19 protein-coding genes are annotated in these 13769 nt (G+C 65.6%); 11 read left to right on the top strand and 8 right to left on the bottom strand.

Annotated features, from left to right (window positions below):
- Positions 1-52: 52 nt before the first annotated feature.
- On the bottom strand, positions 53-1270 hold the full coding sequence (locus J2805_RS04040; RefSeq protein ID WP_309969585.1) for an MFS transporter: 1218 nt from the start codon (positions 1268-1270) through the stop codon (positions 53-55).
- A 146-nt stretch (positions 1271-1416) separates the two neighbouring features.
- Here J2805_RS04040 and J2805_RS04035 point away from each other — a divergent pair, with 146 nt between their 5' ends.
- Both J2805_RS04035 and J2805_RS04030 read left to right on the top strand, forming a co-directional pair.
- Complete coding sequence (locus J2805_RS04035) at positions 1417-1782, top strand: hypothetical protein (RefSeq protein WP_309969582.1); 366 nt, start codon at positions 1417-1419, stop codon at positions 1780-1782.
- A 60-nt stretch (positions 1783-1842) separates the two neighbouring features.
- Entirely contained in the window at positions 1843-2598 is a 756-nt protein-coding gene (locus J2805_RS04030) for an SDR family oxidoreductase (RefSeq protein ID WP_309969579.1), read from the top strand.
- An 82-nt stretch (positions 2599-2680) separates the two neighbouring features.
- On the opposite strand, the gene J2805_RS04025 is transcribed toward J2805_RS04030, so the two are convergent.
- Positions 2681-4045, bottom strand: a complete 1365-nt coding sequence (locus J2805_RS04025; protein ID WP_309969576.1) for a MinD/ParA family ATP-binding protein — start codon at positions 4043-4045, stop codon at positions 2681-2683.
- A 159-nt stretch (positions 4046-4204) separates the two neighbouring features.
- Here J2805_RS04025 and J2805_RS04020 point away from each other — a divergent pair, with 159 nt between their 5' ends.
- Positions 4205-4942, top strand: coding sequence for a GAF and ANTAR domain-containing protein (locus J2805_RS04020; RefSeq protein WP_309969573.1), 738 nt, complete (start codon positions 4205-4207; stop codon positions 4940-4942).
- A gap of 9 nt (positions 4943-4951) precedes the next feature.
- Here the strand turns inward: J2805_RS04020 and J2805_RS04015 are convergent, their stop codons facing one another.
- Complete coding sequence (locus tag J2805_RS04015) at positions 4952-5647, bottom strand: TetR/AcrR family transcriptional regulator C-terminal domain-containing protein (RefSeq protein ID WP_309969570.1); 696 nt, start codon at positions 5645-5647, stop codon at positions 4952-4954.
- A 250-nt stretch (positions 5648-5897) separates the two neighbouring features.
- Between J2805_RS04015 and J2805_RS04010 the strand changes: the two genes are divergently transcribed.
- Entirely contained in the window at positions 5898-6155 is a 258-nt protein-coding gene (locus J2805_RS04010) for a hypothetical protein (protein ID WP_309969568.1), read from the top strand.
- A gap of 118 nt (positions 6156-6273) precedes the next feature.
- Here J2805_RS04010 and J2805_RS04005 read toward each other — a convergent pair whose 3' ends face one another.
- A complete protein-coding gene (locus tag J2805_RS04005) occupies positions 6274-6465 on the bottom strand; it encodes a zinc-ribbon domain-containing protein (RefSeq protein WP_309970552.1) in 192 nt (63 codons plus the stop codon).
- Positions 6466-6775: 310 nt separating this feature from the next.
- On the opposite strand from J2805_RS04005, the gene J2805_RS04000 reads away from it, so the two are divergent.
- From J2805_RS04000 to J2805_RS03985, 4 genes are all read left to right on the top strand, one after another.
- Positions 6776-7639 carry a hypothetical protein gene (locus J2805_RS04000; protein ID WP_309969565.1) on the top strand — a complete coding sequence of 288 codons (864 nt, stop codon included), beginning with the start codon at positions 6776-6778 and terminating at the stop codon, positions 7637-7639.
- Positions 7636-8058, top strand: a complete 423-nt coding sequence (locus J2805_RS03995) for a phage holin family protein (protein ID WP_309968944.1) — start codon at positions 7636-7638, stop codon at positions 8056-8058. Before J2805_RS04000 ends, J2805_RS03995 begins: the two co-directional genes overlap by 4 nt.
- A gap of 15 nt (positions 8059-8073) precedes the next feature.
- Entirely contained in the window at positions 8074-8706 is a 633-nt protein-coding gene (locus tag J2805_RS03990) for a DUF3618 domain-containing protein (protein WP_309968941.1), read from the top strand.
- Between the two features lie 187 nt (positions 8707-8893).
- Positions 8894-9277, top strand: a complete 384-nt coding sequence (locus J2805_RS03985) for a MarR family winged helix-turn-helix transcriptional regulator (RefSeq protein ID WP_309969560.1) — start codon at positions 8894-8896, stop codon at positions 9275-9277.
- A gap of 16 nt (positions 9278-9293) precedes the next feature.
- Here J2805_RS03985 and J2805_RS03980 read toward each other — a convergent pair whose 3' ends face one another.
- Entirely contained in the window at positions 9294-9686 is a 393-nt protein-coding gene (locus tag J2805_RS03980) for a nuclear transport factor 2 family protein (RefSeq protein ID WP_309969557.1), read from the bottom strand.
- 416 nt (positions 9687-10102) lie between these two features.
- On the opposite strand from J2805_RS03980, the gene J2805_RS03975 reads away from it, so the two are divergent.
- From J2805_RS03975 to J2805_RS03965, 3 genes are all read left to right on the top strand, one after another.
- Positions 10103-10576: a hypothetical protein gene (locus J2805_RS03975; protein ID WP_309969554.1), complete on the top strand. Its 474-nt coding sequence runs from the start codon at positions 10103-10105 to the stop codon at positions 10574-10576.
- Positions 10577-10682: 106 nt separating this feature from the next.
- Positions 10683-12104, top strand: coding sequence for a hypothetical protein (locus J2805_RS03970; RefSeq protein WP_309969551.1), 1422 nt, complete (start codon positions 10683-10685; stop codon positions 12102-12104).
- A gap of 370 nt (positions 12105-12474) precedes the next feature.
- Positions 12475-12741 (top strand): hypothetical protein, encoded by a 267-nt coding sequence (locus J2805_RS03965; RefSeq protein ID WP_309969548.1) that lies wholly within the window; start codon positions 12475-12477, stop codon positions 12739-12741.
- A gap of 252 nt (positions 12742-12993) precedes the next feature.
- Here the strand turns inward: J2805_RS03965 and J2805_RS03960 are convergent, their stop codons facing one another.
- The 3 genes from J2805_RS03960 to J2805_RS03950 form a co-directional block, all read right to left on the bottom strand.
- Positions 12994-13131 carry a hypothetical protein gene (locus tag J2805_RS03960; protein WP_309969544.1) on the bottom strand — a complete coding sequence of 46 codons (138 nt, stop codon included), beginning with the start codon at positions 13129-13131 and terminating at the stop codon, positions 12994-12996.
- A gap of 206 nt (positions 13132-13337) precedes the next feature.
- Entirely contained in the window at positions 13338-13481 is a 144-nt protein-coding gene (locus J2805_RS03955; protein ID WP_309969541.1) for a hypothetical protein, read from the bottom strand.
- A 63-nt stretch (positions 13482-13544) separates the two neighbouring features.
- Positions 13545-13709, bottom strand: a complete 165-nt coding sequence (locus J2805_RS03950; RefSeq protein WP_309969538.1) for a hypothetical protein — start codon at positions 13707-13709, stop codon at positions 13545-13547.
- Positions 13710-13769 lie beyond the last annotated feature (60 nt).

Raw genomic sequence — 13769 nt, 5'->3', positions numbered from 1 at the left:
CGCCGACGCCGCCAGTACGGCACGCCGTTAGTTGGGCGCGCCGAGCCTCCGGTTAGTAGTTCCGCCGGTGTTTGAGCCGCGGAATGGTGATGGCGAAGACGACGGCGGCTGCGAACCCCAGCACGCCGGTGGCCCAGACGCCCGCCCCCAGTGAGGCTGCGGCGGTGACGCCGGAGAGGAGCACCGGGCCGCCGGTGGCACCGGCGTCGGAAATAAAGCGCCAGAGCCCCAGGAACTGGCCGCGGCCGCGGTCCGGGGAGAAGTCGGCCCCGAGGGTCATGACCAGGCCGGAGCTGATGCCGTTGCCGAACCCGATCAGCAGCGCCGCCAGCAGCAGGCCCACAAAAGTGCCCGTCAGCGGGATGAGCATCAGGGCGGTTCCCATGATCACCGTGGACGGGATGGCCACCCACTGCCGGCCCTTGCGGTCCATGAGCTTGCCCGCGGGATAGAACACCAGCATGTCGATCGCTCCGGAGAGTCCGTAGATCAGCGAGGCGTGCGTGGCGTCCAGGCCCAGGTTGTCCGCCCACAGCGGGATCACCACCTGGCGGGAAGCGCGCAGGGCGCTGAGCAGCAGGATGCCGGCTCCGACGGTGAGGAACACCCCGGCGTGGGACCTGGCGATGCCGCGCATGGTCGGTTCGGGTCCGCGGTGGCCCGCGCCCAAACCCGAAACAGCAGGCAGGTCAGGGATGGTGACGGACAGGATAGCCGCGGCTGCCATGGCGGCGACACCCACCCAGTACGCGCCGCTGATCCCGGCAAACTGCATCACGCCGGCGCCCGCGAAGGGTCCGATGAAGATGCCGATCCTGCTGACGCCGCCCAGCGTGGACAGTGCCCGGGCGCGGAACTCCACCGGGACCGCCTCGGTCAGGTACTTCTGCCGGGCCAGGCTGAACACGCTTGCGGCCATCCCGACGACGATCATCGCCACGGCGAGCAGCCAGAGTCCGTTGGGAATCACCGAGGACAGCCCGGCCGCCGTGAGCGCGAGCGCGCCGGCCGCGGCGGCCCCGACGATGGACCAGCGTTCGCCGAATTTGAGCGTGATCAGGGAGGCAGGCAAGTTGAAGAACCAGGAGCCAAGGCCAATGAGCGTAACGATCAGTGCGGCCACGGCCACCGACGCGCCAAGGTCCCGGGCCGAGAGGGCCACCACCGGAAGCACGGCGCCTTCGCCGATGCAGAACAGCAGTGCCGGGCCGAAGGCGGGAACGGCAATGCTGCAGAGGCTGAAGGATTTGGTGGCTTGCGCGGAGGTCATCCCCTTCATCCTATGATCCCGGGTTCCGCCGTCGGCACCGCGGGAATCCGACGCACATTCGGGGGTCACAAAAGGGCTCGAGAGGACTACCGTTTGCCTTGTGGGGTACTTACACGTGTGCCCGTCACCAAAAGGAGGATTGTCCCATGGGCGAAGTGTGGATACGCACGGTCAACAACAGCCTGGTCCGCGGCAGCATGGTCACCGAGATCGCTTCCACCCGCGGGTCCCTTCATGACGACCAGGGCTACGCGCTGAAGGTCATCCTGGACGGCAGGGCCCACGTGCTGATCGACGACAGCGAGCTGCGGGGCTCTCTGACCGAACGACTCGAGTATGCCCGGAACCTGGAGGACGCCCTGCTGCTTGCTCTGGACGAGGCCGGACGGATGGAGGCGTCCGCGGTGGTGGAGCACGATCCGGAGCGGGACCGGTGGCATGTTATTGCCGGCGCGGAACTCGGTGGTGGTGTCCACGCCGGGCTCAATGCTGCGGCAGGATCGCGCGCGTAAGAAAGCAGGCACGCCCTTCTCTTGCCTGGATTGGCCGTCTGCCAGCAAAGGAAGCACGCTATGAAAATCGCCGTTGCCGGGGGAACCGGAACTGTCGGTCACCACGTGGTCAGCATCGCCAGGGACCGAGGGCATCAGGTGGTGAGCCTGAGCCGTGCAGACGGCGTGGACCTGGTCACCGGCCGCGGCCTCGACGAGGCACTCCGGGGTGTGGATACGGTCATTGACGTTTCCGGCATTCAGACCAGATCGACCAAGAAGGCCGTGGACTTTTTCACGAACAGCACCCAAAATCTGTTGGCTGCCGAAAAGAAGGCCGGAGTGCGCCACCACCTTGCCCTCTCGATCGTGGGCATCGACACTGCGACGTCGGGGCTGTACGCGGGAAAGTTGGTGCAAGAGGATGCGGTCCGCCACGGCGGTGTGCCCTGGACCCTCCTGAGGTCCACCCAGTTCCACGAGTTTGTGCCCATGACCGTCGGCATCGCTTCACTGGGCCCGCTGGTGCTTGTTCCGCAGATGCAGACCCAGCCAGTGGCGGCTAGGGAGGTGGCGGAGGCGCTGGTGGATGCCGCAGAGGCGGGGCCGAGTGGCCCCATGGCAGACCTCGGCGGACCACGCGCGGAGGAACTGGACCACCTCGTCCGCGCCTACCTGGAGAAATTCCGCATGCGGAAGCAGATCGCGAAACTATTCATCCCCGGTTCCATTGGCAAATCCATGCGCAGCGGCGCCCTCATCCCCAAGCCGGGTGCCGCCGTCGGACGCCAGACGTTCCAGGAATGGTTGGAGACGGACGCCACTCCCCCAATGTAGGTAGCAGTTGATGCCGTTATGAGCGCTCATAACGACATTAACTGCGACCTAGTTGGGCAGGGCACATCGGAAGGGGAAGCGCCTAGACGTACCCGTCCACAATCGCGGCCGCGATCTCCTTGTAGGCACGGCGGGTTTCCGGTCGCAGCACCTCGAGGGTGACCAGGTCGCCGTCGGCCACTCCTCGGTCGTGCGGAACGGCGATCAGCTGCCGGCAGATGCCGGAGAGGTGTTCCTCGATGGCGTCCTTGTCCACGCGGGAGGAGACCTCGTCCTTGTCCGTGATCACCACGATGGCGTTGCGGGCCAGGTCCTCGTACCCGTGGCTGGCGAGCCACTGCAGGGTGCTCCGGGCACGCTTGGCGCCGCTCACCGCGTACCCGGCGGCGATCACCAGGTTGTCGGCCGACTGCAGGATGCCGCTCATGGCGTTGTGCGTGACGCCGGTGCCGCAGTCGGTCAGGGCCACGGAGTAGTAACCCGAAATGAGCTTGCGGATCCGGAGGTATTCCGCGGCCGTGAGCGAGTCGGACACCTCAGGGTCCTGCTCCCCCGCGATCAGGTGCAGGCGCCCCGCGTGGTGCATGTATCGGGCCAGCGCCGTGAGGGAATCGACCGAGTCGATGTTCTTGAGCAGGTCCGTGATGGTGCGCGGGCTGGCCTGCTGGTAGATGCCCTCGCCCAGGGCGCGCTCCACGAGGTCGCCGGAGTCCGGGTTGGCGTCAATGGCGCACGGGGCATCGCCGCGGAATTCGGCGAGGGTCAGGCCTACACCCACCGTGGTGGAGGTCTTGCCGATGCCGCCCTTGAGGCTCAGGACGGCGGTGTTGTAGCTGCCCTGCAGCTGACGGGAGATCCGCCGGCCGAGTTCGTCCTCTTCGCGCTGGCGCGGTCCGGGACCCAGGTTGATGGCTCCGCCGGTCATGGCAAACAGGGCACCGCGGAAGCCACCGCGGGGCCGCGGCTTCTGCTCGCGGACAAAGGAACCGGGAGTGGTGATGAAGTCGGAGACCGGCGCGTCCGCTACCGCCAGTTTGGCGGCCTGTCGCGAGGCTCCGCGCTGTGGCGCGGCCGTAGGAGCCGCCGGGACGGTAGCGGCCGACGGCGGCGTGCCGGGTTCCGCGGGCACAGCCCGGCGGGAGTTGGCAGGCTCTGAGGTGGGGAGCGCGGGCACGGACGCGGGCACCGGGGACGGCACTGCGGCATCAGCCTCGGGACTGGTCTCTACGTCCGCCTGTGCGTCGGCGACGGCGGCCGCTTCGGCCCAGGAGCTTCGCCGGGTGGGAGCGGTGCGGCTGTTGTTGGGAGTTGCAGCGGCGGGCATGGTTCCTGTCCGGGCATCCGGAGATGAACCGGCCGGGCGACGGAGGTCGCGGCGGCGGCGCGTCTGGGACTGCCCTGCATTTTTTGCAGTGGCTCGTGAGTTCTTATCGGCCGGTTCGGGCATGTTTGTCCCCCCAGGACTTTGGGCAATTCTTGCAGCAGCTCTTTACGGCGTGGGTCAAACAGCAATTCTAGGTGCTTCGGGAGGAAAATCAGCCACGCTCAGGAAGAAAGAGATCCCGCGCACAGTTGCTCCGCGCAGCAGTGCGTCTTAGATTGAGGCATGGCCAACTCCTCCGAGCACGAACGCGTCCTGGAACTTCAGGACCACATTATTGGCACGCAGAATGTCGCCGATTTCCTCGAGCGGCTGTCCATCATGGCTGCAGAGGCGCTGAGCCGTGAGACCTCCAGCAACATCGAATGCGGCGTGACCCTGAAGCGCAGGAGACGGACGTTCACCGTCGCCGGGAGCAGCCCGCGCGCGGTCCACTTGGACGAGATTGAACAGAGCATCGGGGAGGGCCCCTGCATCGACGCGCTGCGAATCAAGGAGCCCGTGCTGCTGGGCAACGTCGAGACCGAACCCCGGTGGCCGGCCTATCGGGAAGCTTTGGCCGCCGAGGGGTGCCGGAGCACACTGGGCGTGCCCCTGGAAATAGGCGAGGACGCGGCCGCCGCCCTGAACTTTTTCGCCACTTCCACCGGGATTTTCACGCCGGGCATCATTCAGGAGGCCTGCGAGTTTGCCGACATCGCCGAAGGTGCCGTGAAGCTGGCGGTCCGGCTGGGCTCGGCCCAGTCGCTGGCGGAGGATCTGACCGCCGCGATGGAAAGCAGGACGTCCATTGACTTGGCTTGCGGCGTGATCATGGGCCAGAACCGGTGCTCCCAGGCCGAGGCGATGGCCATCCTCACCAAGGTGTCCAGCAACCGTAACCAGAAGCTCCGCGTGGTGGCGGAAGAGATGCTCAGCAACCTGGCTGGCGGCGAGGTCCGTACGCACTTCGATCCCGCCTGATCCCGGCGGCTACAATTCCGGCGGGACTGCCCGTCCTGTCAGCCGCTCGGCAAGCCCGGACAGAAGGATGCTGATTCCCTGGTCCAGCTCCGCGTCGCCGTTGTAATCCGCCAGTACCGGCGCCAACTCACGGAGGTGCGGGAACTCACGGGCCGGGAGCCTGTGCAGGCCCAGCCGGAGCAGCGCCACGTTCTCGTCCGGGTCCACAATGAACTCCTGCAGTTCATTCAGGATGTGGCCGTACAGGAAGCCGTAGTAGGCACGGTAGACGTGCAGGGCATCGTTGGGCGCAAACCCTGCCTCAATGAGCAGGCCCAGAATCTGCTCCAGCGGGCGCAGCGTCCCCAGCGGCCGCAGTCCCAGCGGGGTGGACAGGGGCCGAGTCACCAGTAGTGGAACAACGTTGGGATGCCGGAGGGCCAGGAGCCGCAGGTCGTGGGCGATCCTGCGCAGCTGGCTCTGCCAATCGGGGTCCTGCGGGAAGATGGCCAGCTCGTTGAGGACCAGTTCGGTAATCCCGTCCAGCAGATCCGCACGGTTGGCCGCATAGCGGTACAGGCCCATGGGGTCGCGGTCCAAGGCCTGGCCCAGCCGCCGCATACTGAGCGCTTCAAGGCCTTCGGCATCCACCAGCTCAAGTGCCGCTTGGAGGACGATTTCACGGTTCAGCCGTTGTCGGGGAGCCGAGTCCTGCGGGGCTGTCATCGTCTGCTGTCCTTTACTGAGGAATGGCCGTAAGGCGTTTGCATCCGGCTGTTCACTATTGCTTAACCCGTAGTCTACGCCTAGAGTCTACGGTGTAGATGTACTCACGGAGACACAAAAATCTCCTGGACACATCCCATGCCGCTTGGATCAGGGCATGGACCGCTTGGGGCCTTTGTGCGCGGAACCGGAGCGTAGCTGCTGTAGCCAAATGGCGGCACATGATGCACAGCATGGAAAAGAACCAGACATGGCCGTTTCACATTTTGACCGCTTCCTGAACGAAGCCACCGCCCCGGACCAGGACGGCGATTCGTCCCTGAGGAAGGACCAGCTGTACGGGCTGTACACCAGCTGGTGCATACTCAACCAGTCCACTCCGGCACCCGGCGCCGCCTTCTGGTCCGCAATGAAGGACCACCGCATCCGGTCTTCGGACAGCGGCCTGCGCATGACCGGGCCGGCCGCCGCCGACTACATCCTGGCCACGTACCCGGCGTTGGTTTAGCGGAACATTCCCGACCCCGAACCCGCGCGAGCATTAACCATAAAAACCGGTCTGCCGACCAGCCTTGGGGGCTGGTCAGCAGGCCGGTTTTCGCGTGTCGGACACCATACCTGCGCCCCTACCGCGACAGCGCCCGCAATCCCCCGCGCGACAGCGAGGACTGCTGCCCGCAGTTGGAACAGGTGATCCGGTACTTCCGGGACAGGGTGATGAGCGGGATGAAGAACACCGTGAACTTGGAGGTCCGCTCCTCGAGGTAGTGCTGGACAGTGGATCCACAGTATCGGCATGTTGAGAGCCTGCCGGGCAGGGCCTTGACGGCCGTCTTAATTCCGAAGAGAAGCAGGATCTGTTCCTTTCAGGTTGAGGATTGAAACCGGGAAAGCCGCGGAACCGCGAAACCAATATACTAAGTATGCTTATGATACCTCCGCACCGCTCGGCAGCGCAGCCCGGCGCGGCCAAGGGCACCGCTGGACGCGCCGCCCGGCAGGGCGACAACAAATCCAACCGCGAAATGGCAAGGGTACTTACCATTTATTAGTAATCATGCTTAGTATTGGGAAGCCAGTACAGCTGGTTCATGATCAGCAACTGACCTCCGTGGAAAGAGAGCAAAGATGACACAGAACCAATGGCCACAGGACGGAAGCCTTTCGGGTTCCCCGGCCACGTACCAGACCACCGACACTTACGGCTCGCCCTCAAAGACGGCGCAATCAAGCACTGACGCCTCAAAGACTGACGCGGCGAAGGCCGAGGCCGCAGACGTCGCCCACCAGGCCGCCGGGTCCGCGCAACACGTGAGCGAAACCGCCAAGGCTGAGGCCGCCAACGTCGCCGCCGAGGTGAAGACCAACGCCCGGGACCTCCTGCACCAGGCCAAGTCAGACCTCACTGACCAGGCCGGCACCCAGCAGCAGAAGGTAGCCCAGGGGTTCCACGCCATTTCCGGCGAACTCCGCACCATGGCCCAGTCCTCCGAGCAGCCCGGCGTGGCCACGGACCTGATCCGCCAGGCAGCCGACCGCTCGGCCTCCGTGGCATCGTGGCTGGAGGCCCGGGACCCCGGTTCCCTGCTCAACGAGGCCAAGACCTTCGCCCGGAACCGCCCGGGCACCTTCCTCCTTCTTGCCGCCGGAGCGGGCATCCTCGCAGGCCGGCTGACCAAGAGCCTGGCCGCAGGCGCACCTGCCGGCGGCGCCTCCAGCGCCTCCAGCGCCGGCGCCGCTGCCCGGACGTCAGCGCAGCAGCAGCCTCCCCTCGGCGCCCAGCCCGGCGCCCAAAACCTCGGGGCCCAGGAGACGGTCTACGCGGCCGGCGCGGGAGCCCCGTTCTTCGACGAGCCCGCCCTGCCCGGCACGGCCGGCCCGGTCTCCACACAGAACCTCCCGGGCGGAACCTCCGCCGACGGTTCCCTGCGGGACGGCCTGCCCACGTACGACGGCGATGCGTCCCGTACCGGCGAAGGGCGCCACGGATGAGCAGCCAGTTTCCGGATACACCCCCCACGGAGGCGCACGCGAAGGCGGACACGACTTCCCTCGGTGACCTGCTCGGGGACGTCACCCGTGACCTCTCCACGCTGATGCGCCAGGAAGTGGAACTGGCCAAGGCCGAACTGAAGCAGTCGGCCAGCCGGGCCGGAAAGGGCAGCGGCATGCTCGCCGGCGCCGGCGTGGCCGGCCACTTCGTGCTCCTGTTCCTGTCCCTGGCGCTCTGGTGGGCGCTGGGAACAGTGATGGGACTGGGCTGGTCCGCCGTCGTCCTCGCCGTGATCTGGGGCATCGTCGCCGCCGTGCTGGCCGCCCTGGGCCGCAAGCAGCTCAACGCGATCAAGGGCATGCCCCAGACCACCGAGACGCTCCAGGAAATCCCGCCCACCCTCAAACCCAGCCACTAGAGCAAGGCAGACACGATGACTGAAAACCCGGACGCCATCCGCGCCGACATCGAAGCAACCCGTGCACGGCTCGGCACCAACGTCGACGCCGTGGCAGACAAAGTCACCCCGTCCAACATCGTTCACCGGCAAAGTGACAAGGTCAAAGAATCCGTCAAGGACGCCGTGTTCGGCGTAAAGGAGAAAGTCATGGGAGCAGCTGAACACACCACCGACCGGGTCCACTCAGCGGCCCACGCCGGCCCCGCCGGAGCAGACACCGGCGTCGGCACGCGTCTCTCCGACGCCGGCGCCGCCATCGGTGAGGCACCGCACCAGGTCAAGGCCAAAACCCAGGGCAACCCGCTCGCCGCCGGACTGATCGCGTTCGGCGCCGGCATGCTGCTCTCCTCGCTGATTCCCGCCAGTGAAAAGGAACGCGAAGCCGCCGAAGCCCTCAAGGTCAAGGCCGAACCGCTCACCACCGAGCTGACCGAAGCCGCCAAGGACATGGCCGAAGGGCTGAAGGCACCCGCGCAGGACGCCATGGAAAACGTCAAGGCCACCGCCGCGGAAGCCACCGACCACGTCAAGGCCGAAGGCCAGACCGCCGTCGACGACGTGAAATACCGCGCCGCGGACGCCAAGGACAACGTCCAGCAGGCGTAGGCAGATGAACTCAGGGAAGGCCGTTCCGCCGTCAGGCGGGGCGGCCTTGCCCTTTTCCAGGTAGGAAATCCCCCACCGTGTCCCGGCAACGGTTTCTCGGAAGGCAGGCGTATACAGCATGGTCTCGGCCCATCAGAACAGACCGGCAGGATGGTCAACCCACCGCTTATTGTCCACGGCGGCCCGTTTGGACGAGCGCCGGATCAACCGGTGCCTGGTTGGCTTGGGCCTTACCAAGTCGTCCTTCGATGCACTGGATTGCGTGGAGGAGCTGGGACCGGCCACCCAGAACTTCCTTGCCGATGAGCTGGGAATCACCGCCCAAAGCCTCGGCAAGATCCTGGACCGGCTGAAGGACCTGGGCCTGGTGACCAAGGAGCGAGCCTCGGGCGACGGAAGGATCCGGAGCGTCCGGCTGACGCAGCGGGGGCGTTCGGTGCTGCGGACCGCCGAGGAACTGGTCCGCGGACTCCCCCGGCCCGATCGGGATGCCGAGGTGGGCCTGCGGCAGCATCTGGAGCAGCACATCGCGCACCTCACGGGCTCCCAGCCGGCCCGGGCGGAGGCCTGATCGCCCGGGCGGAAGCCTAGGACCAGAACTCGTCGTTTCGTGCAGTGTCCTCCAGGAATTCATAGACTTCGGCCACCTTGCCGTCGCGAATAGTGAAGACGAGCGCGGCCCGCTGATCCATCGCCTTGCCGTCCCGCTCGGCGTGGTTCCGCTGTACCCCGACAGTGTGGTTGTCTCCGCCCACGACGTCGTCAAGGGTCACCTTGACCGTCCCGCCGGACCGGGAAACCAGTTCGCCGAAATAGGCCAGGATCGCGTCCCTGCCCGACTTGTCACCCGACAAGGCGCCGGACCCGCCGACGTGCCACACGGCATCGTCATTGAATAGTTCGCCGAGCGTCGCCATGTCGCCGGCGCCAAAGGCGTCGTACCCGCGCCGGACCAAGTCGATATTTTCCTGGGATCCCATTTCCGCACCTCATTCGTTCCTCGCCGGACTGACTCACCGGCTTGTAGTAGCGGGCGGCCCGTCCACTGAGCGGCCACTGGCTGGGCGGACCATTTTTGAAGGGCCGGCGGCGGGCTGGGGTCCGCCTGGGTCTCAGCAGGCGCATCCGCCGCCGGCCCAGCTCCGGTGACCTGACATCATTATCGTCTTGCAGGGCAGCCGGGAACAGGGGAAATTGCAGCCCTAAAAACGGCACCCGCCAAGCACTCGCTCGACCCCCATCTCGAGTGACACAGGAGTTACAGGTGCAAGCTTGAGTGATTCTTGATGCTTCCTTGGCAACCACTTGAGCGTGCTGTCCGAGACTTTTTCTAACAGAGGCGCTCAGGCCTCGAGAAGGTTTTGCGGATACGCCGCACAAGGTTAAGGAGAATCTCATGGGCAAGGTCGCCGGTCGCAAGAAGCGCATCATCATCACCACAGCAGCACTGGTGGCCCTCGGCGGCGGAGCGGCTATTGCCTACTGGACCGCCGCTGGCGTCGGAGACACCACTACCACCGCCGGCACCTCCACCAACTTCACCATCACCAGCACCCACACCGGCGGCGCACTCTCACCCGACGGCCCCGTTCAGACGTTCACCTTCACGGTCGCCAACCCGGGCACCGGTGTCCAGAAGCTCACCAACATCACCGCCGCCGTCGCCGGCACCAACGGCGCCGCCTGGACCGCCGCCGGTGGCTGCTCCGCCGCGGACTTCACGGTGGGCACCCCGTCCTTCACTCCCACGGAAATCGCCGCCGGCGCGTCCATCACCGGCACCGTCACCCTGCAGATGATCGACCGCCCCGGCGTCAACCAGGACGGCTGCAAGGCCGCCACCGTACCCCTGCACTTCTCGGCAAGCTAAGAGGAACTGCCTCCACGCCTTCGCGCGTCCCGGCGCCACCTTCATTCCCCAATGGTGAACGTGGTACCCCCCAACCACCCCCTGAGCCCACGTCGAGAAGGTGCGAATGTCCGGCAGGCGCAACACCAGCTCCCCCGAAGCCCCCCACGGCTTTCGGCGGGGGCTGGTGTTGTTTCGTCGGATCTTCGGCCGCGGTGCCACGGCTGCCGCCGCTCTGGTGGTTGCAACCCTTTTCGGCGCAACCGCGGCTTCCGCCTACTGGCCGGCCATCGGAACGGGAAGCACGACGGCGGCAGTCGCCACCCTGGCACCGCCCACCAATGTGGCGGTCCCCGCAACCAGCAACTCGAACGTGGCGGTGGCGTGGACGGCGTCCGCCGGGACTCCCGCCCCGACGGGGTACTACGTCACCCGCGTCACCGGGGCCACGTCGATGCTGGCTTGCGGCAGCAGCCCGGCCGCGCCCATCACAGGCACCGGGTGTACGGATAGCTCCGTTCCCGAGGGGACGCACCATTACGTGGTCACCGCCGTCCACCGCTCCTGGACTGCAGTCAGCCTGGCCAGCGGCAACGTCACCGTGGACAACATGAACACCATCAACTTCATCGTCCAGCCGGGGGCAACTGTCGTGGCCGGATCACCCCTGCAGCCGGTCACTGTCGAGCTGCGGACTGCTTTCGGAATCAAGCTGCTGGCATCCGGAGTGCAGGTGACCATCGGCATCGGCAACAACCCGGGCGGCGGCACGCTCTCCGGCACGCTGACGGCAACCACCAACATCTGGGGCGAGGCCACATTCACGGGCCTGTCCATCAACAAGGCCGGCACCGGCTATACCCTGATCGCGTCCCGCGCGGGATACTCCGGCGCCGTGAGCACCCCGTTCGCGGTTACAGCCGCGGCCGCCACTCAGCTGGGGGTGACGGGTCCCGCTTCGGGCACCGCCTCCTCAGCCGCAACCGTGGGGCCGTTCACCGTGGAACGCCAGGACGCCTACGGAAACCCGGTGACCGCCACCACCAGCACTGACGTCACGCTTGGCTCCACCTCCACCGGCACCAAGCTCTTCGCCGCAGCGTCCGGCGGCGCGGCCGTCACGGCGGTGACGATTCCCGCGAACTCCGCGTCGGCGTCGTTCTTCTACGGCGATACCAAAGCCGGGGCGCACACCCTCACGGCGAGCAGGACCGGGCTGACCGCAGGGGCCACAACCGTCATGGTGTCGGCGGCGGCCGCATCCAAGCTGGTCCTCGGGCCCGCCCAGATCGCTCCCCTCAAGAACACCATCATCAACCCGCCTGTCACGGTCAGCATCCAGGATTTCTTCGGGAACCTGACCAACAGCACGGCCACGGTTACGGTGTCGTCGCTGTGCAACCTGAGGGGCACCCTGAGCGTCTCCGCTGTGGCCGGCGTGGCGACCTTCTCCACCCTGTCGTTCAACGGCAACGGAGCCAACTGCACCCTTGACGCCGGCAGCACGGGGCTCCCGACGGTATCGAGCAACACCTTCAGCTACGGGTAATGCGGCTCGAGGCTAAAGCCATCTTGACGAAATATGTTCAGGAATGCTCCGTATGTGGCTCCTGATACGAGTGGTACCGGGAGGGAATACAGGTAGCGGATACTCGCGATCCGCGACGGCCGCGGCTCCTACTGTGGAACCATCGCAACCGGCCGGAGATGGGCTGCTAAATGGCCCAGGCGGCTTCATCTTCGGCCGGCCGAACCGCTAGGACCCGCCCTTCGGGCTCGCAGGAGCTGAGCACCCTGCCCGCCCGAAGGCCGGGTCCTTTTGTTTGGCAGCGGGGAACTACGGCGTTCTGTTATGCCGTCACTTCCGTCACAACCCCGCTCAATTCTTGAAGGATTCTTGACGGTTCCTTAACTGCCGCTTGAGTGTGCTGTCCGACTGGACCGCCTCAGGCGTCGGAGACACCATCACCGCCGCCGTGGCAGGCACCAACGGGACCGCCTGGACCGCCGTCAGCAACTGCTCCAAGGACGACTTCGAAGTCGGCACCCCGTCCTTCACCGCCACGGAAATCCCCACCAACGGCAGCATCACCGGCACCGTCACCCTCCGGATGATCGACCGTTACGGCGTCAACCAGGACGGCTGCAAGGGCGCCACCGTACCCCTGCACTTCGCCGCCAGCTGAAGGGGTAACGGCCTAGCATTCCTCCTGCACACGGTCACGTTCATTCCCCAATGGTGAACGGAGCCAACGAAACAGCTCCTGTCGGAAGCATGGCTTCCGGCAGGAGCTGTTTTTGTTTTAGAGCGTGGAATAGTTAGCCCCGAAAAAGGGCGGCAGCCACCACGGCGGCGGTAAGCACCAGGAGAATGGCAAGCAGCACGTAGCCCCGCCATTTGGGGCCGGAGCGGTGCGGGTTAATGTCTACGTACGGCATTACGGGCGGACCTTCACGGGAACGGGCTTCGTTGCGGCGCCGCGCCTCACGCGCAGCATCAGATACAAAGCGGTGAACGGAATGACAAGGGTTCCCATCAGAACGCACAGCGCAAAAACGTAATCATTCAAAGCCATGGAATTACCTCCAGGATGCGTCAGTGCAGTCAGGGTCGGCCCCTGCGTGAAGCCTCTTCAAGCGAACGGCCGGCAACGAAGTGTGGGATTCCCCATAGCGGATCGTTCATCACCATAATGTCCGGATATCAAATCTGTCCAATTCCGGTAAAGCACTCGACAAATCTTGTCAACCGGATGCCGGTTTATCGCATGTCATTCCGCACTCAGCGTCCCAGCGCCAGAACCACCACGACGGCGGTTGCGGCGGCCAGCACCGCCAGGCCCGCGTAGGCGAGCGGCCGGATCCGCCGCCTCCGCAGCTCGCGGCGAGAATCCCGTGAAGTCAGCCCGCTCTCATATTTCCCCATGCCGCCGATGGTAACGGCACAATGTTTCCGGGAAACCAAGTCAAGCGGTTTGTGACAGTGGGGCTAGTGCTGCCACCCGTTGGCATCCTGGACGGGCACAGTGAAGTTGGGCCGCGTTTCCGGCGGCATGTTCTGCTGGTCCAGCCAGGATCGGACGGGGTATGGATCATCAGCAATGATGTTCCTCGCCACGAAGCGGCGGAACGCTTCCTTAATGTCCTTCATCATGCACTTACGCTATGGCTCAGTAACTCTTCTAGACAGAGTGGTCTGTACTCGTCTTTTACG

Origin of the sequence: Arthrobacter oryzae (assembly GCF_031454875.1) — a bacterium.
Taxonomy (GTDB): domain Bacteria; phylum Actinomycetota; class Actinomycetes; order Actinomycetales; family Micrococcaceae; genus Arthrobacter; species Arthrobacter oryzae_D.
This window is presented reverse-complemented; position numbering and strand designations above follow the sequence as displayed.